This is a genomic window from Variovorax sp. V93, from assembly GCF_041154485.1.
Taxonomy (GTDB): domain Bacteria; phylum Pseudomonadota; class Gammaproteobacteria; order Burkholderiales; family Burkholderiaceae_C; genus Variovorax; species Variovorax beijingensis_A.
This window is the reverse complement of sequence record NZ_AP028669.1, coordinates 3,552,411-3,572,115: the sequence shown is the minus strand read 5'-3', so window position 1 is coordinate 3,572,115 and position 19,705 is coordinate 3,552,411. Positions and strand designations below refer to the sequence as shown.

Here is a 19,705-nt window from a genome sequence, read left to right as displayed (position 1 = left end):
GCGCGAGGTTCCGCGGCCGTGGCACCATGGCGCCTCTTCGATGCCTGGGAACTCCACGATGCGGCTTTCTTGCCCCACCCTGGCCCGCCGATGGACGGCGGCCTGGCTTGCTGCCCTGCTGCCGGTGGCCGCTGCCTTGGCACAGCCGCTGCCCATCACGCTGGCCAGCGATCCTGCCGCCATCGCGAAGATGGCGCTCGGCGCCGAAAGGGGGACGCTCGTGGTCGGCGTGCTGCGCGGCGACAAGACCGCCTATGGCGTGGCCCACAACCCCGAGCCGTCAGCCGCGCCGCGCGCCATCGAGCCGAACAGCGCCGAGCAGCCGATGTTCGAGATCGGCTCCGTGACGAAGGTGTTCACGGGCCTGCTGCTGGCGCAGTCGGTGGAGCGCGGCGAAGTGAAGCTCGACGACACCGTGGGCCAGCTGCTGGCCGGCAAGCTGGCGTCGCCGCTCCCGCCCGCGGTGGCCTCCGTGACGCTGCGCCAACTGGTGACTCACACCGGCTGCATGCCCGTGATGGCCGATGGCGTGACCGGCGGGCCCGCGCTGGCCGCGCAATTCCGTGCCTTCGACAAGGCGGCGTTCTGGGCCGCGCTGTCGCGCATCCGACTCGCGGCGCCGGCGCCGCCGTGCGAAGCGGCATACAGCAATTTCGGGATGGCGCTGCTGGGACAGATCCTGGCCGAGCGACTTGGCACGACCTGGGGCGAACTGGTGCGCGCGCGCATCACCGAGCCGCTGGGCATGAACGACACGGTGATCCAGCTCGGCGACAAGGCCTCGCGCATGGCCCCGGCCTTTGCCGGCGACCGGCGCCAGCGGCTGCTCGACATGGCGGCCTACGCGCCGGCCAGCGCGCTGCGCTCCACGGCTGCCGACATGCTCACGCTGAGCCGCGCGATCCTGGCCGGCGCCAGCGGTCCGCTGGGCCCGGCGGCCGTGCGCATGCTCACGCCGCTCGCACGCTACGAAGGCGCCGAGATCGGCTATGCGGTGATGGTGCGCGGCCCCGAAGGCGGCCGGCGCACCTACTACCACGCCGGCGTGACCGAGGGCTACCGCACGCTGTGGCTGCTTGCGCCCGACACCGGGGAAGCGCTGGTCGTGCTCGGCAGCAACGCGCGCGCGCCGCTGCAGTCCGTGATGCTGGCCATCGGCAAGAGCCGCTACCCGGTGCCGGGCGTGGAGGTGCCGATCGATCCGCAGCGCCTTGCGGATTACGAAGGCGAGTTCCGCATCAACAAGGCCAAGACGCTGGGCTTTGCCGTGCGCAGCGGCCGCCTGCTGGTGCGCGAGACGGGCCGGGGCTACAACGCGCTCACGCCGATCGGCAGCGACCGCTTCGCGGTCACGGCGATCGGCGCCGAGCTCAGGTTCCGGCGCGGCGAGGGCCATGCGGTGGTCGGCGTGACGCTGGCGCAGGGCGGCAGCCGGCTGGATGCGCGAAGGGTGAGCGAGGCCGTGGCGGTTCCGCAGGATTGACCGGTCCTCCGGCGCTGAAGGTCAGAGCCGTTCCGACATTGCGTTCAGATAGGCGCGCACGGCGGCGTTGCTGCTGAGGCCGATCGCGCGGTCATAGGCCTGGCGCGCCGCCGCGCGCGCACCGCCGGCCGCGAGCAGGTGGGCGCGGGCGGCCCAGAACGGCTGGTAGCTTTGCACCTCGGCCGCCGGAATGGCCTCCAGCGCGCGCAGGCCGACGTCGGGGCCGCGCGCATTGGCCAGCGCGCAGGCCAGGCTGACCTGGGCACCGATGCTGGGCCGCAGCGCCAGCAGCCCTTCGTAGAGCGACACCAGCACTTCGGGCGGCACCGGTGCGCCGACGCGGCGCTCGCAATGGGCCGACTGGATCGCTGCCTCCAACTGGTAGGGGCCGAGCGATTTCATCTCCGAGGCCCGGCGCAGGCAGCGTTCGGCTTCCGCGAGCAGGTCGGGGTTCCAGCGCAGCGGGTCCTGCTGGTCGAGCGGCACGTAGGCGCCGGTTTCGCTGCGCCGGGCCGCGGTGCGGCTCTCGCAGAACAGCATCAGCGCGAGCAGGCCCAGCGGCTCGGGCTCGTCGGGCATCAGGCTGCACAGGATGCGGCCGAGGTCGATGGCTTCGGCGGTGAGGCCGCGCGGCAGGGCGTCGGCGCCGTCGACATCGTCCCAGCCGGTGCCGTAGGCGGCGTAGATGCCGTCCAGCACGTCCTGCAGCCGCTGCGGAAGCTCGCGCGCCTGCGGGTACTCGAAGGGAATGCCCGCGGCCCGGATGCGCGCCTTGGCCCGTACCAGCCGCTGGCCCAGCGTGGAAGGCGCGGTGAGAAAGGCGCCGGCCATGCGGGCCGCGTCGAGCCCGAGCACGGCCTGCAGCATCAGCGGTGCGCGGGCCGCCGCGTCGATGGCGGGGTGCGCGCAGACGAACATCAGGCGCAGCCGCTCGTCAGGAACCGCCGCGCCCTCGGGCGCATCGTCCATCTCGCCGGCCAAAAGCAGCAGGGACTGGGTCGCCTCGTCCTGCACGCGGCTGTGGCGCCAGGCGTCGAGCTTGCGGTGCCGCGCCACGCTGAGCAGCCAGGCCTCGGGCTGCGCGGGAATGCCGTCGGCCGGCCAGCGCTCCAGCGCGCGCGCGAAGGCTTCGGCGAGCGCGTCTTCCGATGCCGCGATGTCGTGCGTGCGCGCGGACAGGATGGCCAGCAGGCGGCCGTACGACTCGCGCGCCGCACGTTCGGCGGCCTGGTGAGCCGCCGGGTCGTTCACGGTGCGGCCGCCGCGATGGCCGTGGCCGTGAAGACCGGCCGCACCTCCACGCCCCCGCTGGCCGCGCAGGGTGCGCGGGCCGCCCATTCGAGCGCGGCATCGAGGTCCGGCACGTCCACCACGAAGTAGCCGCCGAGCTGCTCCTTGGTGTCGGCGAAGGGGCCGTCCTGCACCTGCCGCTTGTCGCCGCGCACGCGCAGCGTGGTGCCGGTCATCGGCGGGAAGAGGCCGTGCCCGCCGAGCGAAATGCCCGACTGGCGCACCGCATCGGCATACGCCACCCAGCTGGCCCGGTAGGCCTGCGAGGACGCGTCGTTCCGTTGTTCGAATTCGGCCGCGGGCTGATAGAACATCAACATGTACTGCATGGTGTCTCTCCATCGTGGAAAAGAGGCTGAGCAGGATCGCTCACCACAATGACGGCCCGCTGCCGGTCATTTCGACACGGCTTCCGTGTCGAGCAGATGATTTTTTACGCTGTTGACGCGTGGCGCAATGGTTGGGCTACTTAATTCTTTAGGCTGCCTTGGCCTGGCCGGCGGGCGCGAACATGGCCTCCATTTCGCTTCGCAGCCTGTAGGCGGAGGTCGAGGTGTCGATGGCCACGTCGGCCCAGCAGAGGCTCTGGCCTTTCTTCACCGGGCGCAGCAGCTTGACGTTGTGTGCCAGCCCGAGCGGCAGGCCGCCCAGGCGCAGCGAGCGCTCGGCCGGCAGCAGCTTGCCCCAGACCGTGTAGCCGCCTTCGCCGTCGAGCATTTCGCCGGGCGCGAGGTCGCGCTTGGCCGTGGCCACCACGTCGGCGTTCCAGCAGGTGGCCACGCCGGTCGGCTCGCCGCGCAAGGCGACGCTGGCCACCGACATGCCGACCTCCAGGCCGATCAGGTGCCAGCGCTTGTAGAGCGTGAAGTAGCGCCCGCTCGGGTCGGTGTGGGCGTTGTATTCCTCGAAGCAGTTCCTGATGTAGTCGGTCTCGGCCTCGACCGTGACCCACACGCCCATGCGGATGTCGTAGGGGATCTTTCGCCCGTTGGCCTCGAGCGATGAAATGACCTCGACCATGCCCTTGCGCTCGAGCACGCCGCCCTCGCTCTGCGGGCGCGTGACGAAGGGAATGTCCTCCACGCTCGCGGGCGGGTAGAGCAGGCCGTCCGAAGGCACGGTGAGTCCGGTGGCGTTGGCCACCGCCGAGCTTTCGATGGACGGCTTGGAGCCGTCGAGAAAGCTGTTGAACATCTTCGGATTGAGGCCGCCGCGCAGCGCCTGTTCGGGCGTGAGGCCGTAGTTGCCCCAGACGGTCTCGGGCGTCGATTCGGTGAAGTGCGGCAGCCACTTGTGGCCGCGTCCGGCTGCGGCCACCGGAAAGCCGCAGGTGCGCGCCCAGTCGACCAGGTCGCAGATCAGCGCGGGCTGGTCGCCGAAGGCCAGCGAATAGACCACGCCGGCCTGCTGCGCGCGGCGTGCGAGCAGCGGACCGCAGAAGGCATCGGCCTCGACCGTGACGTTGACCACGTGCTTGCCGTGCGCAAACGCGTCCAGGCAATGCTCGACGGCCGCCACCGGGTTGCCGGTGCACTCGACCACGATGTCGATGGCGGGCTCGCGCGTCACGGCCTGCCAGTCGTCGGTGATCCAGGTGCTGCCCGTCGTCAGGGCCTCCTGCACCGACCCCGCCGCGGCGCGCTCCGGGTTCCAGCCGACGCGCTCGAGGTTGGCGCGCGCCGCTGCGGGCGAGAGGTCGGCAATCGCCACCAGCTGCACGCCGGGCGTGCGCGGAATCTGCGCGAGGTACATCGAGCCGAACTTGCCGGCGCCGATCAGGCCGATGCGGATGGGGCGGCCTTCGGCGGCGCGCTGCTGCAGGCGGGTGTGGAGGCTCATTGCTTCAGGCCTCCGCGGTGTCGAGGACTTCGAGCGAGGTCTTGAGCGCGCTTTCGGGCAGTCCGTTCTTCCACGGCACCTCGACCGGGTAGGGCTTCAGCAGGCAGTCGTCGGGCAGCAGCTCGATGGGCGTGAAGTTTCTGTGCGCGATGTACTCGGGCCGCTTGTGGCGGCGGATGTGGTTGCTGACCGCGCACAGGCTCAGGTACACCGCCACGCGGTTGAACGGCGAGAGGTTGCTGCCCGAGGCATGCACGAGGCAGCTGTGGAACAGGATCATCGAGCCGGCGGGGCCCTTGGGCGAGACGATGCCGCCGTGCCGGCCGCCGGCGCGGTCGACCAGCTGCCGGATCAGGTCGTTGTCCACCGTCCAGAGCGGATAGCTGGTGGTCGTGAGGTCGTGCCTTGCATCCACCACGCCCTTGCGGTGGCTGCCCGGAATGAACATCAGCGGGCCGTTGTGCTCGTTCACGTCATCCAGGAAGATCGCGACGTTCATCGCGCGCTCGGTGGGCATCAGGTCGTCGTTGAGCCAGGTGCCGTAGTCCTGGTGCCACTGCCACACGTCGCCTTCGAAGGCCATCTTGCCGTTGATCTTGAACTGGTGCATGTAGACCTCTTCGCCGAAGAGATCCATCACCGGTTCCACCATGCGCGGATGGCGCGCGAGCCGCGCGAAGGGTTCGCTGATCAGGTGCGCGGCAAAGTTGGTGCGCACCGCATCCGAGCCTTTCTCGCGCACGTTGAAGGCCTCGCGCCTGCTGTACAGGTCGGGCACCGCATCGGTCAGCGCCTTGGTTTCTTCGGGCGAGAAATGGCCGGGGAAGAACAGGTAGCCGTCGCGCTCGAATTGCGCGCGCTGCTCGGGGGTCAACTTCATGCCTTGTCTCCTTTGCGGGTGGGGATGGTGGACGCGGCGCGTGCGAGCTGCTGCGCGAGCCGCCGGCCCAGTGCCTCGCTGGCCCGGGCGACGTGTTCCTCGCTCAGCTGCGCGGCGCGCTGCGCATGGCCGGCCGCAATGGCGGCGGCGATGGCTTCGTGCTCGTCCCACAGCGTCTCGCGCTGCGGCTCGGCCTGCAGCACCGCGCCCATCGCGCGGCGCAGGTGGCGCCAGTGCTGGTCCGCGCTCTGGCCGATCAGCGGATTGCCCGAGGCTTCGTAGATGGCCTGATGGAAGGCCATGTCGGCATCGATCATGGCTTCGACGTTGCGCCCGCGCGCCGCGCGGCGGCCGCGTTCCATCAGCCTGGGATCGATGCGAAAGCGCTGTGCGGCCGCGAGCCGCGCGGCCAGCACGTCGAGCGCGCCGCGCACCTGGTAGACCTTGCGCATCCAGTCGGCGTCGAGCGGCGCCACCAGCACGCCGCGGCCGGGCGCGTCATGCACGAAGCCGTCCTTCTTGAGCAGGCGCAGCGCCTGCAGCACGGGCTGGCGCGACACCGACAGGCGCTGCGCGATGTCTTCCTGCGTGATCCGCTCACCGGGCGCCAGCGCGCCACTGCTGATGGCGCCGAGCAGGGCGCGATAGACCTGGTCGACGAGGTCGGGCGCGGCTTCGATGCTGACGAGCTGGGCTGGCATGGACGGCTTTCTTCGAACTCTGTATACAGAGTACGGAATTCGAGGCCGCCGCGTATCCCGGGTTTTTACCCATGGGGCCTGCAAAAGAACGTAACCCGCCGCTAAGCTCGGCCCATGCAACTCCCTACCTACGACGACGTCATCGCCGCGGCCGCGCGGCTCGAAGGCCATGCCCACCGCACGCCGGTGCTGCAATCGACCACCGCCAACGAACGCTGGGGCGCGCAGTTCTTCTTCAAGTGCGAGAACTTCCAGCGCATGGGCGCATTCAAGTTCCGCGGTGCATTCAATGCGCTGTCGAAGTTCGACGCCGCGCAGCGCAAGGGCGGCGTGATCGCGTTCTCCTCGGGCAACCATGCGCAGGCCGTTGCGCTGTCGGCCCGGCTCCTGTCGATGCCGGCCGTGATCGTCATGCCCAAGGACGCGCCGGCTGCCAAGGTCGCGGCCACCAAGGGCTATGGCGCCGAAGTGGTGATGTACGACCGCTTCACCGAAGACCGCGAGGCGCTCACGAAGCGGCTCGCACAGGAGCGCGGCATGACGATGATCCCGCCCTACGACCATCCCGACGTGCTCGCGGGGCAGGGCACGGCGGTGAAGGAACTGATCGAGGCAGCCGGCCCGCTCGACCAGCTGTTCGTGTGCCTGGGCGGCGGCGGGCTGCTGTCGGGTTCGGCGCTGTCGGCGCGTGCGCTGGCGCCGGATTGCAAGGTCTACGGCGTGGAGCCCGAGGCCGGCAACGACGGCCAGCAATCGCTGCGCGCCGGCAAGATCGTGCACATCGACACGCCCAAGACCATTGCCGACGGCGCGCAGACGCAGCACCTGGGCGCCTACACCTTCGGCATCATCCGGCGCGACGTGGACGACATCTTCACCGTGACCGACGAGCAGCTCGTCGAGGCGATGCGCTTCTTTGCCGAGCGCATGAAGATCGTGGTGGAGCCGACCGGCTGCCTCGCCTTCGCGGGCGCCATTGCGGCGGGCAAGGCCATCGCGGGCCAGCGCGTGGGCATCGTGGTCAGCGGCGGCAACGTCGACCTCTCGCGCTACGCGGCACTGCTCGCCTAGGGCCTGTTAACAGGCCCTAGCTCGCTCAGGCGCGTATTCCCTCGGCCGTGAGGTGCAGCAGGCGGTCCGCGCGGGCTGCCGCGCTCTCCGAATGCGTCACCAGCACCAGCGAGGCGCCGTGCTCGCGCGTCTGGCCGATCAGCAGTTCCATCACCTTCGAAGCGGTGCCCGGGTCGAGGTTGCCGGTGGGCTCGTCGGCCAGCAGCAGGGCGGGCCGGTGCACCAGCGCGCGCGCGATCGCGACGCGCTGCAGCTGGCCGCCCGAGAGCGTCTGCGGCAGGCGCGCGCCCATGCCGGGCAGGCCCACCGCGTCGAGCATGTGCGCGACGCGGCCTTCATCGCGCTTGCCGCCCAGCAGCATCAGCGGCAGCGAGACGTTCTGCGCCACGTCCAGGTGCGGCAGCACGTGGAAGGCCTGGAACACGAAACCCACATGGCGCCGGCGCCAGAGCGCGCAGGCTTCGCCGTCGAGCGCGCCGATGTCGGTGCCGTCGTGCATGACCGTGCCCGCGTCCCAGTGGTCGAGCCCGGCCATGCAGTTGAGCAGCGTCGACTTGCCGACGCCCGATTCGCCCACGATCGCGACGAACTCGCCGGGTTCGACGCTGAGCGCCACGTTCTCGAACACGGGCACGTCGCCGTAGTGCTTGGCGAGCCCGGAAATGCGCAGCGTCATGCGGTGGTGCCTGCCATGCGTTGAACGGCCGTTTGCACGGCATCGGGCGCGTCGCAGGCGATGACGGTGCGCGCCGGCATGCTGCGCAGCCAGGTGATCTGCCGCTTGGCGAGCTGGCGCGTGGCCGCGATGCCGCGTTCGCGCAGCTCGTCCATGGCCTTGGCATCGGGCTGCGCGCCGCCGCAGGCGTCGAGCATTTCCCAGGCCTGCCGGTAGCCCACGCAGCGCATCGAGGGCAGCTCGGTCGACAGGTCGCCGCGTGCGCGCAGCGCCCTGACCTCGTCGAGGAAGCCGGCGGCCAGCATGGCGTCGAAGCGCTCGGCAATGCGCGCATGCAGCCACGCGCGGTCCTCGGGTTCGAGTGAAAAGAGAACGCCGCCATCCACTGCCTTCGCGGCCTTGTTGTCGCTCGCATGGAAGCTCGACAGCGGCTGGCCGCTGCTCTCCCATACCTCGAGCGCGCGCTGGATGCGCTGGCTGTCCTGCGGCGCGAGGCGCGCGGCCGTCGCAGGGTCGACCTTGGCGAGCCGTGCATGCATCGCGGGCCAGCCCAGCGCGGCGGCTTCGGCATCGATGCGCGCGCGCACGGCCGCGTCGGCCGCGGGCATGGCGTCGATGCCGTCGAACAGTGCCTTGAAATAGAGCATGGTGCCGCCCACCAGCAGCGGCAGTGCGCCGCGGGCGCGGATCTCGCCGATCAGCCGCGTCGCATCGGCCACGAAGGCGGCCGCGCTGTAGCTTTCGCGCGGGTCGAGGATGTCGATCAGGTGATGCGGCACGGCGGCCTGCTCGGCCGGGCTCGGCTTGGCGGTGCCGATGTCCATGCCGCGGTAGACCAGCGCGGAATCGACGCTGACGATCTCGATCGGGCGCACCCGCGCGAGCGCGAGCGCCACCGCCGTCTTGCCGGAGGCGGTCGGCCCCGCGAGCGCGATGTATGTGGGGTTTTCAGGAAGGCCGGAGGCGGCAGCGGAGGGCGGCATAAGCGCCCGAGGGTAACAACAAAATCGGAAGCCTCAGATCGCCTGCGCGCTGGCGCTGGCCTTGGCGCGCGCTTCCTGCGGCAGGGCCGGCGAATCGGTGCGCGGAGCGGTCGGCGCGGCCGGCAGCGATGGCGTGCCGCGCAGCACGGGCGTGCCTTCCCCTTGCCGCGAAGCCAGGGTGGTCTCCGGCTTCATGCGGAACAGCTGCGACAACGCCGAGCGGTATTGCGCCTCGCCGATCGAATTGGTGTTGTGGTGCGATCCACCCTCCACTAGCACGAAGAGCTTGGGCACGGTGGCCGCGTTGTAGAGCTTGCGGCCCAGCGTGGGATTGATCAGGCTGTCGGCGGTGCCATGCACCACCAGCAGCGGCGCGCCGATGTCCTTGACGCGGTTGATCGCCTCGAAGCGCTGCGTGATGAACGGGCCGAAGGGCAGCCAGCCCCACTTGAAGCCGCTCACCACGTCGGCAATGGAGGTGAAGGTGCTTTCGACGATGGTGCCGCTCTCGTCGTTGACGCTGGCGGCCAGGTCGATGCCGATGGCGCCCCCGAGCGAGTGGCCGAAGATGTAGCGGTGCTGCCGCGGATGACGGGCCGCGAGCCAGGTCCAGGCGGCGCGGGCGTCCTCGCGCGCCGATTCTTCCGACGGCAGGCCCTTGGAGCTCTTGCCGAAACCCCGGTAGTCGATGGCCAGCACCGAGAAGCCGAGCTCGTGCATGCGCTGGATGCGCGGCGCCGATCCGGCCACGTTGTAGCGGGCGCCGTGCAGGTACAGCATGACCGGCCGGTCGGTGGTTTCTGGCTCGCCGCCGAGCCAGAGGCCGTGAAGGCGGGCGGATTCGCCGGTGATGGAGGACTGGAAGTCGATCCAGACGTCCTGCATGCCCTCGGTCATGGTGGCGGTGTTGCCCCAGCTGCGGTCGCTGGGTTGGAAGATCCACTCGCGTTGCTGTTCGTCGAATGTGGAACAGCCGGCGGCCAGAAGGGCGCACAGCGAAAGAACGGAGGCAAGGAGGGACCAGCGTTTCATGGACTAGAGGGACAGCGAAGCCGGCGGAAAGTTCATGCTCGGGCATGGAGCGCGCCGACACTGCGCCCCAGCACTTCCCCCCAAGTGCCCTCGAGTGGCACTTTGTTCTACATACGCAACGCCCGTGCCCACTTTCCGGATGACGGCCAAAAACCCCGGAAAAACCCTCAAAATGCCCTGATTTGCTATCTGCCGCGCATAAAAAGCGCGTCCAGCTCCCGAATCGACAGCTGCCGCCAGGTCGGTCGGCCATGGTTGCACTGGTCCGAACGCTCGGTGGCTTCCATTTGACGTAATAAAGCGTTCATTTCGTCGATCGTGAGCTTGCGGTTGGCCCGAACCGCACCATGGCAGGCCATGGTCGAGAGCAATTCGTTCTGCGCCCGCTGCACCACGGTGCTGGCGTCGTGCTGCGCCAGCTCGGCCAGCACGCTGCGCGCGAGCTCCACCGGATCGCCATCGGCCAGGGTACCCGGCACCGCGCGCACCGCAAGGGTGCGCGGCGAGAACGGCGTGATTTCCAGCCCCAAAGTCGGCAGCACCGCGGCGCAGGCCTCGGCGGTGGCCACTTCCTGGGGCGTGGCCGCGAATGTGGCCGGGATCAGCAACGGCTGGCTCGTGATGGCGGCGCCGTCGAGCTGGGTCTTGAGGCGCTCGTAGACGATGCGTTCGTGCGCCGCGTGCATGTCGACCACGATCAGGCCCTGGCTGTTCTCGGCCAGGATGTAGATGCCCTGCAGCTGCGCCAGCGCGCGGCCCAGCGGCCAGGCCTGCTCGTTGGTGGACAGGGCGCTCGGGGCCGTCGATTCGGCCGGCTGCCCCATGGCAGGGGCCCGGAACGCCGCAGCGGCGGCGGGCCATGGTGAAGAACCGCCGGTTTCGGAGTCGGGCTCCGATCCGCCGGTCCGCTGGGGCCACATGGCCTCGAAATCGCCGGCGCCGCGCTCCGCCGCGACGAAATTGATGCCCGGCTGGGCCCAGGTCGCACCCGAAGCGGGCACGTTCGGCTTGAAAAAGGGCTGCGGTGCTGCCGGCGCGACGGCATCGCCCGCGCGCGGTGCCGCAAGCGCGTTCTCGATCGCATGGCGCACCGCCTGGTGCACCTCGCGGCCATCGCGAAAACGCACCTCGATCTTGGTCGGATGCACGTTCACGTCGACGCGCGACGGGTCGATGTCGAGGTACAGCGCATACACGGGCTGGCGCTGGCCGTGCAGCACGTCTTCATAGGCGCTGCGCACGGCATGCGAGAGCACCTTGTCGCGCACGAAACGGCCGTTGACGTAGAAGAACTGCTGGTCGGCACGCGAGCGCGCCGCATCCGGAATGCCGGCACGCCCGGCCACGCGCACCGCGCCGCCCAAGTGCTCGACGGCCACGCTCTGCGCCACGAAGTCGTCGCTGAGCGCATCGGCCAGGCGCTGCTCGCGCCGCTCGGCGGCGCGCCACTGCTCCATCAGCTTGCCGTCGTGCCACACCGAAAAGCCGACTTCGGGCCGCGCCAGCGCGTGGCGGCGCACGGCCTCGATGCAGTGGGCCAGCTCGGTGGCGTCGGTCTTCAGGAACTTGCGCCGCGCCGGCGTCGCAAAGAACAGTTCACGCACCTCGACCGTGGTGCCGACCGCGCGGGCCACCGGCCGCAGTTCGCCGGTGCGGCCGTCGAGCGCGAAGGCACCATCGGCGCCCGCAAAGCGCGAAAGAATGCTGAGCTCCGCAATGGCGTTGATGGCCGCGAGCGCCTCGCCGCGAAAGCCCATGGTGCCCACGGTCTCGAGATCGTTCAGGCTCGCGATCTTGCTGGTGGCATGGCGGCGCAGCGCCACCGTGAGTTCTTCGCGCGGAATGCCCTGGCCGTCGTCCTCCACCGAGATCAGCCGCACGCCGCCCGAAGCCAGCCGCACCGTGACCTGGCGCGCACCGGCGTCCAGGGCGTTGTCGAGCAGCTCGCGCACCACGGAGGCCGGGCGTTCGACCACTTCGCCCGCGGCGATCTGGCTGATCAGCTCGTCGGGAAGTTCGCGGATCGGGCGGCGTTCGGGGGACGGAATGGAAGAGGGAAGGGCACTCACGCGAGCATTCTAGAAGCCGGCTGGCGCCGCGGCGCCGCCCTCCCCGGAGAGGCCTTTCAGCCCGGCATCAGCGTGTTCGACGGCAGCGTTTCGTCCAGCAGCTTGCGCGCCGTTTCCACGCCCGCCACCGGCAGCAGCTTCGGGTCGAGCAGGCCCACCTGCACCAGCACGCTGGCCTGGTCCCAGTAGATGTGCTCGTGGTAGAGCTTGTCGCCGCGGAACTTGACCACCGCCAGCAGCGGAATCTCCACGCGCCGGCCGGTCGGCGCCACGCCCGGCAGCATCCACGGAATCTCGGTGGTGTGCGTGAAGCTGAAGAGCAGCTCGTCCACCACCTGCGTGGCGCCCACCGTGCGCGAGATCGACACGAGCGTGGTGTCGGGGGGATTGCTGTTGACGAAGTGGTTGCTGTAGAAGCTGTGCAGCGCCTGGTAGCCCACGCCGCCGGTCATGGTGGGAATGTGGTTGACGTAAGGCTCGGCCACCATGGTGGACATGGTGTCGTCGACGTTGCGGGTGCCGAACTCGTACTCGCAGTGCTTGTCCCACAGCGCCGAGAGGTCGTAGTGCGGGCCGATGGCGGCCTTCAGCGCGGCAATGCTGCGCTCGTGCGCCATCAGCGCCGAGGGCTTGTGGAAGTGCTCGCCGCCGGCGCGGGCGAAGGCATGGTCGACGCCGGGGTAGACGTGCAGCGTCACGCCGGGGCGGTCCCGCAGCGCCTGCACGATGCGCTCGCGGGCTTCGGGCGGGCAGAACTTGTCGAGCTCGGCGATGTGCAGCGTGAGCGGCCGCTTGATCTGGTCGGCCTCGTCGAGTGCGGCCTCGATGCCCACGCCGTAGTAGCCCACCGACACGTCCGCGTCGGTGCGGCAGGCCGCCAGGTAGGCCAGCTTGCCGCCCAGGCAGAAGCCGAGCACACCGACCTTGGCGCCGCTCACTTCGGGCCGGGCACGCAGCGCGCTGATGGAGGCCTGCATGTCTTCCATGCCACGGGCCTCGTCGAAGCCCTGGTAGAAGCCGAAGGCGCGCTGCCAGTCGGCCTCGCTGTAGCCGAGCTCCACATCGGGCTGCTGGCGCCAGAACAGGTCGGGCACGAGCGCCACGTAGCCTTCCTCGGCGTAGTAGTCGGCCACCTCGCGCATCGTGTGGTTGACACCGAAGATCTCCTGCGCAATCACGAGGCCGGGGCCGCTGCCCGAGCGTGGCAAGGCCAGGTAGCCGCGAAACCTGCCGCTGCCGTCGGTGGCTTCGATCTGGATGTATCGACCTGTCATGTTGGATCTCCGAATTCGTCATGGGACGCCATGCGGCGCGCAGCAAGGATAATCCGCGACCATGGAAATCATCAGCTTTCTCGTCGACTTCATCCTGCACGTCGACAAACACCTCGAGGCCTTCGTCGTGGCCTACGGCCCCTGGGTCTATGCGCTGCTCTTCCTGATCGTGTTCGTGGAGACCGGCGCGGTGGTGATGCCCTTCCTGCCCGGCGATTCGCTGCTGTTCATCGTGGGTGCTCTGTGCGGCGTGGGGCTCATGAGCTTTCCGCTGGCCTGCGCGGTGCTCATTGCCGCGGCCATCCTGGGCGATCAGTGCAACTACAGCATCGGCCGCTACTTCGGGCCCAAGGTCTTCAAGTGGGAGGACTCGCGCTTCTTCAACCGCAAGGCCTTCGACCAGGCCCACGCGTTCTACGAGCGCTATGGCGGCATCACGATCATCCTTGCGCGCTTCATGCCCTTCATTCGCACCTTCGCACCCTTCGTGGCCGGCGTGGCGGAAATGAGCCGCGCGAAGTTCACCATGTTCAATGTGGTGGGCGGGCTGATCTGGGTGCTGGGCATCGCGACGGCGGGCTACTTCTTCGGCAACCTGCCGTTCGTGCGCGAGCATCTGGACAAGATCATCTGGGCGCTGATCTTCGTGCCGGGCCTGATCGCGATCTTCGGTGCCTGGCGTGCATCGCGCGCAGAGAAGGCGCGCGCGCAATTGCCTTCGAAGGCTTGATCGGTACCGGACAAAAAAAGCGCGCCCGTGGCGCGCTTCGATGAGAGTGGAATCGGATCAGTATCTCGGCCCGTTGTAGGGGTAATAGCCGCTCGGCGGATACGCGCGCTGGCTCTCGTAGTAGTTGCGTTCGTCCACACTGCGACCCACTTGATTGCCGATCACACCACCAATGGCTGCACCACCCAGCGTGCTGCCGGTGTTGCCGCCGATGGCGTGGCCCACCGCCGCACCGCCAAGCGCGCCAATGCCGGTGCCCAGGTTCTGGTTGGGACCGGATGCGCAACCCGCCAGCGCCATGACCGCGGTTGCCGCTGCCGCGGTCGTCCAGATTCGTGCCTTCATCATCATGGTGTCCACCTTTCTAGAGTGATGCAGCCATGATGGACAAAAGGCACCACCCCGCCGTGTAGGAGCCTGCCGCGCTTGGCTGTGCGTTGCCTCGGGCCGCTCGGCGTGGGACAGCAGGGCGAGCGAGGCCTAGAGCTGGCGGCTGCGCGCGAGCGGCGGGTTCTGCGCAAAGTAGCGCTGGATGCCGCGCATCAGCGCATCGGAAAGGCTCTCCTGGTAGCTGACGCTGCGCAGGTTCGCTTCTTCTTCGGGGTTGCTGATGAATGCCGTTTCGACCAGCACGCTGGGAATGTCGGGCGCCTTGAGCACCGCGAAGCCGGCCTGTTCGACCGCGGGCTTGTGCAGCCGGGCACCGATGCCGCGGATCTCGCCGAGCATGGCGCCGCCGAGCTTGAGGCTGTCGTTGATCTGCGCCGTGGTGCTCATGTCGAGCAGCGCGCGCTGCACCTGCACTTCATGGTTGCCGACGTTCACGCCGCCCACCTTGTCGGCTTCGTTTTCCTTGTTGGCGAGCCAGCGCGCGGCGCTGCTCGAGGCACCGCTCTGGCTGAGCGCAAAGACGCTCGCGCCGCGCGCGGCGGGCGTGGTGAACGCATCGGCGTGGATGCTCACGAAGAGGTCGGCCTGCACGCGCCGTGCCTTCTGCACGCGCACACCCAGCGGCACGAAAAAATCGGCGTCACGCGTGAGAAACGCGCGCATCGGGTTGCCGTTGACGCTGCTGGCGTTGATGCGGTCGCGCAGGCGGTGCGCGATCTGCAGCACGATGTCTTTTTCGCGCGTGCCGTTGGGGCCGATGGCACCCGGGTCTTCGCCGCCGTGGCCGGGATCGAGCGCCACGATGATGATGCGGTCGGTGCGGCTCGCGGTGGCGCCGCCGCGCGCGGACGCGACGGGCGCGGGAGGCGCCGCAGGTACGGCAGGCGCAATGGGCGGCGCGGGCGGCATGACGGGGCCGGGCCGCGTCGACTGCTGCGCCATCAGCTCGCCCAGCGGGTCGGGTGCGGGCCCGGCCGCCGTGGCCGGCGGGGCCGGCGGGCGGGCCGGAGATGGCGCGATGCTGTCGGGCACAGGGCGCGGCGCGGGCACGTTGGGCGAAGGCCGCACGAGGATCGGCGGCCCGCCGTCGGGTGCGAGGCCCGAGGAGGGCGCGGCCGGCGGCGGCACCGCGGGCGCGCTCGCCACGGCACCGTTGTTGCCGCCGGAGCTGCTGCCGCGCGGTGCTTCGCGCAGGCGCTCGGTGATCAGCGCTTCCATCGGGTCGATGGCTTTTTCGGGGTAGAGGTCGAGCACCAGCCGGTGCTTGTACGCGGCAATGGGCGCCAGCGAGAACACCTGCGGCACCACGGCCTGCTTGAGATCGAACACGATGCGCACCACCTTGGGTGCGTTCTGGCCGACGCGCAGGCCGTTGATGTACGGGTCGCCCGGCTTGATCTTGCCGACCAGGTCGCGCAGCTCGGGGTTGAGGTCGATGCCTTCGATGTCCACCGCCAGCCGCGGCGGACTGCCCACGACCAGCTGCTGCGAATGCAGCCGCGCGTCGGATTCGATGGTCACGCGCGTGTAGTCGGCCGCGGGCCACACGCGCACCGCGAGGATGGTGGCGCCGCGCGCGATCTGGTGCACGCCGAGCATCAGCGCGATGCTGCCGCCCTGCAGCAGCACACGCCGTTTGAGGCCGCTGGCCTTCATGCGCCGAGCTGCGTCAGCAGGTCGCTGCCGCGGGGAGTGTTCGCCAGGAGGGTCACGCTGCGTGTGTCGTCTGTCATTGCTTCTATTTTAATAGCGAGGTCGGCAATTGGTGTGCGGCCGGCAGCGTTTTCTGGCCACTCCGCGAGCTTGAGGCCCGGTCCCGCGAAAATGTCACGGAAGCCGGCGTCGTCCCACTCGCGCGGATCGTTGAAGCGGTAGAAGTCGAAATGGAAGATGGCAAGCCCGTCGGGCGCTTCGTGCGGCTCGACCACGGCATAGGTCGGGCTCTTGATGCGGCCCTCGATGCCGAGCGCGCGCAGCAGGTGGCGCACGAAGGTGGTCTTGCCGGCGCCGAGGTCGCCGTGCAGCGCGATGAAGGCATCGCGCAGCGCGGGCGAGGCCGCCAGCGCGCGCGCGAAGGCGCCGGTGTCGTCCTCGCTGCGCCAGTGCAGCGTGCGGCCGGCGTTCTTCGGCGTTTCTACAATCGGCAAGTGATCGTCAGCCATCCACTCGTTGCTCGTATTCAGGCATTGGCCCGGGAACTCGGATTCTCCCAAATCGGAATCGCGGGCGTCGATTTATCGAGCGCCGAGGAAGGTCTGATGCAATGGCTGGCCCATGGGTTCCATGGCGAGATGAAATACATGGCAACGCACGGCACGCGCCGCGCCAGGCCGGCCGAGCTGGTGCCGGGCACGGTGAGCGTCATCACGGCGCGCATGGACTACCTGCCGCGCGGCACGCCGCCGGATGACTGGCAGGCCGTGGAGTTCGATCGCCTCGCGCGCCCCGGCGAAGCCATCGTCTCGGTCTATGCGCGCGGCCGCGACTATCACAAGGTGATGCGTGCGCGGCTGGCCAAACTGGCCGAGCGCATCGCCGAGGAAGTGGGCCCGTTCGGCCATCGCGCCTTCACCGATTCGGCGCCGGTGCTCGAAGCCGAGCTTGCCTCGCGCAGCGGCCAGGGCTGGCGCGGCAAGCACACGCTGGTGCTGGACCGCAGCGCGGGCTCGATGTTCTTCCTGGGCGAGATCTACGTCGACATGGCGCTGCCCGAAAGCAAGCCGGTCAGCGCGCACTGCGGCAGTTGCAGCGCCTGCATCGACGTGTGCCCGACAAAGGCCATCGTCGCGCCATACCGGCTCGATGCGCGGCGCTGCATTTCGTATCTCACCATCGAGCACGGCGGCCCGATCCCGCTGGAGCTTCGGCCCCTGATGGGCAACCGCATCTACGGCTGCGACGACTGCCAGCTGATCTGCCCCTGGAACAAGTTCGCGAAGAAGAGCGCGCTGCCCGACTTCGATGCGCGCGAAGGGCTGACCGGCCAGTCGCTGGCCGCGCTCTTTGCCTGGAGCGAGGAAGATTTCCTGCGCTTCACCGAGGGCAGCCCGATCCGCCGAATCGGGCATGAACGCTGGCTGCGCAACATCGCCGTGGCCCTCGGAAACGCACTGCGTGCGGGCGAGAGCGGCGCCGCAGAGGCACTGGCCACGCGGGCATCGGACCCGAGCGAACTGGTGCGCGAGCACGTGGCGTGGGCGCTGGCGCAGCGCCCCGGGCGCTGAACCAACTCAGCGCGGCAGCGCCAGCGCAAACGGCAGGCTCGCCACGCCCAGCAGCGTGGACAGGGTCACGAGACCCGCCACGTACGGTCCGTTGTAGCCCATGCGCGCTGCCAGCACATAGGCGCTCGAGGCCGTGGGCACGGCGGAAAACGCCATCAGCACGGCAGCCTGCGTCGCGTCCAGCCGCAGCGCGAGAGACAGGCCCCATGCCACCAGCGGCAGCAGCAGGTGCCGTATGGACAGCACCGACACCGCAAGCACCTTGCCGCGCCCCAGGCTCGCGAACTGCATGCCCGCGCCGGCGGCCAGCAGGCCGAGCGCGAGCGAAGCGGCGCCGATGCGCGCGAGCGTGGGCGTGGCCCAGTTCGGAACGGTGAAGCCCAGCACGTTGGCCAGCAGGCCGGCCAGCGTGGCGACGATCAGCGGATTGCGCACCAGCTGCCGCGCGAAGCCGCTCTGCGCATGCCGCGCCATCGGCCAGACGGCCGCGATGTTGAACATCGGCACGCACACGCCGATCAGCACCGCGATCAGCAACAGGCCCTGCGCACCGGCCAGCCGCTCGGCGAGCGCAAGGCAGATGAAGGAGTTGAAGCGGAACCCGATCTGCGCGCTGGCCGCATGGTCGCGGCGGTCGATGTGAGAGCGCAGGCCGGGCACATGGGGCAGCGCGTAGGCCATCGCGATGCCGCTGAGGCCGATGCCCACGCCCGCGGTGAGCAGGCTCGAGGTGGCGGCAAAATCGAGCGGGCTGCGCACGATCGAGTGGAACAGCAGCACCGGAAATAGAAAGTAGTAGACCAGGCTTTCGACCTGGTCCCAGACGCGGCGGTCGAGCGCCGTGTAGCGGCAAAGCAACCAGCCGATGGCAATGAGCGAAAAATCCGGAAAGAGCAGCTGTGCGAAGTTCACCGCCTCGAGCATAAACCGCGGCGGACCATGGGTAATCCACAGCACCGGCGAGGTGCGAAGCCGCTAGCATCCGGGGCTTTGGTTTTTCGACATCAATCAGTCAATCAAGGAGTTATAGATGCAACGTCGTCAATGGGGCGCCATGGTGGGAGCCGCCGCGCTGGTCGCGGCTGCGGGCCAGAGCTTCGCGCAGGGCTACCCGAACAAGCCGGTCGAACTGAGCGTGCCCTTTGCACCGGGCGGCACGACCGACATCGTGGCGCGCGTGATTTCCGATCCACTCGGCAAGGTGCTGGGCCAGCCGGTGGTGGTGATCAACCGCGCGGGTGGCGGCGGCATCGTGGGTGCGGCCGAAACGGCGCGCGCTACGCCCGACGGCTACAAGCTCGGCGTTGCCACGGTCTCGAGCACGGCCGCCAACCCGGCCATCAATCCCAAGGTGCCGTACGACCCGATCAACGATTTCACGCCGATCATCAACATCGCGGCCACGCCCAACATCATTGCGGTCAACCCGAGCTTCCCGGCCAAGAACTACGCGGAATTCGTGGCCGAGCTCAAGAAGAATCCCGGCAAGTATTCGTATGCCTCGTCGGGCACCGGCGGCATCGGCCACCTGCTGATGGAGCTCTACAAGAGCCTCACCAACACCTTCGTCACGCACATTCCCTATCGCGGCGCGGGCCCGGCCCTGAACGACGTGGTGGCCGGCCAGGTGCCGATCATGTTCGACAACATCCCCTCGGCCATGCCTTTCATCCAGAGCGGCCGGCTGGTGCCCATCGTGGTGTCGGCGCCGCAGCGCCTGGCCGCGCTGCCCAACGTGCCGACCTTCAAGGAAGTGGGGCTCGAGCCGGTCAACCGCATGGCGTACTACGGCATCCTCGGCCCCAAGGGCCTGCCGAAGGAAGTGGTCGACAAGATCAGCGCCGGCGTGAAGAAGGCGGTGGAAGACCCGGCCGTGAAGAAACGCATCGAAGACACGGGTTCGCTGATCGTGGCCAATACGCCCGAGCAGTTCGCCGCGCAGATCAAGGCCGAATACGAGGTCTACAAGCAGGTGGTGGTGAAGCAGAAGCTCAAGCTGGACTGAGCCTCGCCAACCCTGCCGAAGCCGCCCGCGCCACGGGCGGCTTTTCTTTTTGTTATCT

General features: G+C 69.0%; 19 protein-coding genes. 5 read left to right on the top strand and 14 right to left on the bottom strand.

Going from position 1 to position 19,705, the window contains the following annotated elements:
- The first annotated feature begins 58 nt into the window (after positions 1–58).
- On the top strand, positions 59–1,483 hold the full coding sequence (locus tag ACAM54_RS16950) for a serine hydrolase domain-containing protein (protein ID WP_369648337.1): 1,425 nt from the start codon (positions 59–61) through the stop codon (positions 1,481–1,483).
- 21 nt (positions 1,484–1,504) lie between these two features.
- Here the strand turns inward: ACAM54_RS16950 and ACAM54_RS16945 are convergent, their stop codons facing one another.
- The 5 genes from ACAM54_RS16945 to ACAM54_RS16925 form a co-directional block, all read right to left on the bottom strand.
- On the bottom strand, positions 1,505–2,734 hold the full coding sequence (locus ACAM54_RS16945; protein ID WP_369648336.1) for an RNA polymerase sigma factor: 1,230 nt from the start codon (positions 2,732–2,734) through the stop codon (positions 1,505–1,507).
- On the bottom strand, positions 2,731–3,102 hold the full coding sequence (locus ACAM54_RS16940) for a YciI family protein (protein ID WP_369648335.1): 372 nt from the start codon (positions 3,100–3,102) through the stop codon (positions 2,731–2,733). Before ACAM54_RS16940 ends, ACAM54_RS16945 begins: the two co-directional genes overlap by 4 nt.
- 148 nt (positions 3,103–3,250) lie before the next feature.
- Positions 3,251–4,612 carry an NAD(P)H-dependent oxidoreductase gene (locus tag ACAM54_RS16935; RefSeq protein ID WP_369648334.1) on the bottom strand — a complete coding sequence of 454 codons (1,362 nt, stop codon included), beginning with the start codon at positions 4,610–4,612 and terminating at the stop codon, positions 3,251–3,253.
- A gap of 4 nt (positions 4,613–4,616) precedes the next feature.
- Entirely contained in the window at positions 4,617–5,492 is an 876-nt protein-coding gene (locus tag ACAM54_RS16930) for a phytanoyl-CoA dioxygenase family protein (protein ID WP_369648333.1), read from the bottom strand.
- The gene (locus ACAM54_RS16925) at positions 5,489–6,193 is read right to left on the bottom strand and encodes a GntR family transcriptional regulator (protein ID WP_369648332.1); all 705 of its coding nucleotides are present in this window, start codon (positions 6,191–6,193) and stop codon (positions 5,489–5,491) included. Before ACAM54_RS16925 ends, ACAM54_RS16930 begins: the two co-directional genes overlap by 4 nt.
- Positions 6,194–6,307: 114 nt before the next feature.
- Between ACAM54_RS16925 and ACAM54_RS16920 the strand changes: the two genes are divergently transcribed.
- Positions 6,308–7,264 (top strand): threo-3-hydroxy-L-aspartate ammonia-lyase, encoded by a 957-nt coding sequence (locus ACAM54_RS16920; RefSeq protein WP_369648331.1) that lies wholly within the window; start codon positions 6,308–6,310, stop codon positions 7,262–7,264.
- A gap of 25 nt (positions 7,265–7,289) precedes the next feature.
- Here the strand turns inward: ACAM54_RS16920 and ACAM54_RS16915 are convergent, their stop codons facing one another.
- The 5 genes from ACAM54_RS16915 to ACAM54_RS16895 all read right to left on the bottom strand — a co-directional run bounded on the left by ACAM54_RS16915 (position 7,290) and on the right by ACAM54_RS16895 (position 13,298).
- A complete protein-coding gene (locus ACAM54_RS16915) occupies positions 7,290–7,940 on the bottom strand; it encodes an ABC transporter ATP-binding protein (RefSeq protein WP_369648330.1) in 651 nt (216 codons plus the stop codon).
- Positions 7,937–8,923 carry a tRNA (adenosine(37)-N6)-dimethylallyltransferase MiaA gene (gene miaA, locus ACAM54_RS16910; RefSeq protein WP_369648329.1) on the bottom strand — a complete coding sequence of 329 codons (987 nt, stop codon included), beginning with the start codon at positions 8,921–8,923 and terminating at the stop codon, positions 7,937–7,939. Before miaA ends, ACAM54_RS16915 begins: the two co-directional genes overlap by 4 nt.
- Before the next feature lie 33 nt (positions 8,924–8,956).
- A complete protein-coding gene (locus ACAM54_RS16905) occupies positions 8,957–9,955 on the bottom strand; it encodes an alpha/beta hydrolase (RefSeq protein ID WP_145747588.1) in 999 nt (332 codons plus the stop codon).
- Positions 9,956–10,140: 185 nt separating this feature from the next.
- Positions 10,141–12,024: a DNA mismatch repair endonuclease MutL gene (gene mutL, locus ACAM54_RS16900; RefSeq protein ID WP_369648328.1), complete on the bottom strand. Its 1,884-nt coding sequence runs from the start codon at positions 12,022–12,024 to the stop codon at positions 10,141–10,143.
- Between the two features lie 56 nt (positions 12,025–12,080).
- Positions 12,081–13,298 carry a dienelactone hydrolase family protein gene (locus tag ACAM54_RS16895; protein WP_369648327.1) on the bottom strand — a complete coding sequence of 406 codons (1,218 nt, stop codon included), beginning with the start codon at positions 13,296–13,298 and terminating at the stop codon, positions 12,081–12,083.
- Positions 13,299–13,359: 61 nt separating this feature from the next.
- Here ACAM54_RS16895 and ACAM54_RS16890 point away from each other — a divergent pair, with 61 nt between their 5' ends.
- Complete coding sequence (locus tag ACAM54_RS16890) at positions 13,360–14,028, top strand: DedA family protein (RefSeq protein WP_012748562.1); 669 nt, start codon at positions 13,360–13,362, stop codon at positions 14,026–14,028.
- A gap of 57 nt (positions 14,029–14,085) precedes the next feature.
- Here ACAM54_RS16890 and ACAM54_RS16885 read toward each other — a convergent pair whose 3' ends face one another.
- The 3 genes from ACAM54_RS16885 to tsaE all read right to left on the bottom strand — a co-directional run bounded on the left by ACAM54_RS16885 (position 14,086) and on the right by tsaE (position 16,580).
- Positions 14,086–14,376 carry a glycine zipper domain-containing protein gene (locus ACAM54_RS16885; protein WP_369648326.1) on the bottom strand — a complete coding sequence of 97 codons (291 nt, stop codon included), beginning with the start codon at positions 14,374–14,376 and terminating at the stop codon, positions 14,086–14,088.
- Positions 14,377–14,508: 132 nt separating this feature from the next.
- Positions 14,509–16,074, bottom strand: coding sequence for an N-acetylmuramoyl-L-alanine amidase (locus tag ACAM54_RS16880; protein WP_369648325.1), 1,566 nt, complete (start codon positions 16,072–16,074; stop codon positions 14,509–14,511).
- Positions 16,071–16,580, bottom strand: a complete 510-nt coding sequence (tsaE, locus tag ACAM54_RS16875; RefSeq protein WP_192327252.1) for a tRNA (adenosine(37)-N6)-threonylcarbamoyltransferase complex ATPase subunit type 1 TsaE — start codon at positions 16,578–16,580, stop codon at positions 16,071–16,073. Before tsaE ends, ACAM54_RS16880 begins: the two co-directional genes overlap by 4 nt.
- Here tsaE and queG point away from each other — a divergent pair.
- On the top strand, positions 16,566–17,642 hold the full coding sequence (queG, locus tag ACAM54_RS16870; protein ID WP_369648324.1) for a tRNA epoxyqueuosine(34) reductase QueG: 1,077 nt from the start codon (positions 16,566–16,568) through the stop codon (positions 17,640–17,642). The two genes, tsaE and queG, sit on opposite strands and share 15 nt — an antisense overlap.
- Positions 17,643–17,648: 6 nt before the next feature.
- On the opposite strand, the gene ACAM54_RS16865 is transcribed toward queG, so the two are convergent.
- Positions 17,649–18,566: an AEC family transporter gene (locus ACAM54_RS16865; RefSeq protein WP_145747238.1), complete on the bottom strand. Its 918-nt coding sequence runs from the start codon at positions 18,564–18,566 to the stop codon at positions 17,649–17,651.
- Positions 18,567–18,672: 106 nt separating this feature from the next.
- On the opposite strand from ACAM54_RS16865, the gene ACAM54_RS16860 reads away from it, so the two are divergent.
- Positions 18,673–19,647, top strand: coding sequence for a tripartite tricarboxylate transporter substrate binding protein BugE (locus tag ACAM54_RS16860; RefSeq protein WP_369648323.1), 975 nt, complete (start codon positions 18,673–18,675; stop codon positions 19,645–19,647).
- Positions 19,648–19,705: the final 58 nt, after the last annotated feature.

Excerpts from the sequence above, each read along its gene's own strand:
- ACAM54_RS16950 (WP_369648337.1), top strand. The coding sequence starts at position 59 with ATGCGGCTTTCTTGCCCCACCCTGGCCCGCCGATGGACGGCGGCCTGG.
- ACAM54_RS16940 (WP_369648335.1), bottom strand. The coding sequence starts at position 3,102 with ATGCAGTACATGTTGATGTTCTATCAGCCCGCGGCCGAATTCGAACAA.
- ACAM54_RS16935 (WP_369648334.1), bottom strand. The coding sequence starts at position 4,612 with ATGAGCCTCCACACCCGCCTGCAGCAGCGCGCCGCCGAAGGCCGCCCC.
- ACAM54_RS16930 (WP_369648333.1), bottom strand. The coding sequence starts at position 5,492 with ATGAAGTTGACCCCCGAGCAGCGCGCGCAATTCGAGCGCGACGGCTAC.
- ACAM54_RS16925 (WP_369648332.1), bottom strand. The coding sequence starts at position 6,193 with ATGCCAGCCCAGCTCGTCAGCATCGAAGCCGCGCCCGACCTCGTCGAC.
- ACAM54_RS16920 (WP_369648331.1), top strand. The coding sequence starts at position 6,308 with ATGCAACTCCCTACCTACGACGACGTCATCGCCGCGGCCGCGCGGCTC.
- ACAM54_RS16915 (WP_369648330.1), bottom strand. The coding sequence starts at position 7,940 with ATGACGCTGCGCATTTCCGGGCTCGCCAAGCACTACGGCGACGTGCCC.
- miaA (WP_369648329.1), bottom strand. The coding sequence starts at position 8,923 with ATGCCGCCCTCCGCTGCCGCCTCCGGCCTTCCTGAAAACCCCACATAC.
- ACAM54_RS16905 (WP_145747588.1), bottom strand. The coding sequence starts at position 9,955 with ATGAAACGCTGGTCCCTCCTTGCCTCCGTTCTTTCGCTGTGCGCCCTT.
- ACAM54_RS16895 (WP_369648327.1), bottom strand. The coding sequence starts at position 13,298 with ATGACAGGTCGATACATCCAGATCGAAGCCACCGACGGCAGCGGCAGG.
- ACAM54_RS16890 (WP_012748562.1), top strand. The coding sequence starts at position 13,360 with ATGGAAATCATCAGCTTTCTCGTCGACTTCATCCTGCACGTCGACAAA.
- ACAM54_RS16885 (WP_369648326.1), bottom strand. The coding sequence starts at position 14,376 with ATGATGAAGGCACGAATCTGGACGACCGCGGCAGCGGCAACCGCGGTC.
- ACAM54_RS16880 (WP_369648325.1), bottom strand. The coding sequence starts at position 16,074 with ATGAAGGCCAGCGGCCTCAAACGGCGTGTGCTGCTGCAGGGCGGCAGC.
- tsaE (WP_192327252.1), bottom strand. The coding sequence starts at position 16,580 with ATGGCTGACGATCACTTGCCGATTGTAGAAACGCCGAAGAACGCCGGC.
- ACAM54_RS16865 (WP_145747238.1), bottom strand. The coding sequence starts at position 18,566 with ATGCTCGAGGCGGTGAACTTCGCACAGCTGCTCTTTCCGGATTTTTCG.
- ACAM54_RS16860 (WP_369648323.1), top strand. The coding sequence starts at position 18,673 with ATGCAACGTCGTCAATGGGGCGCCATGGTGGGAGCCGCCGCGCTGGTC.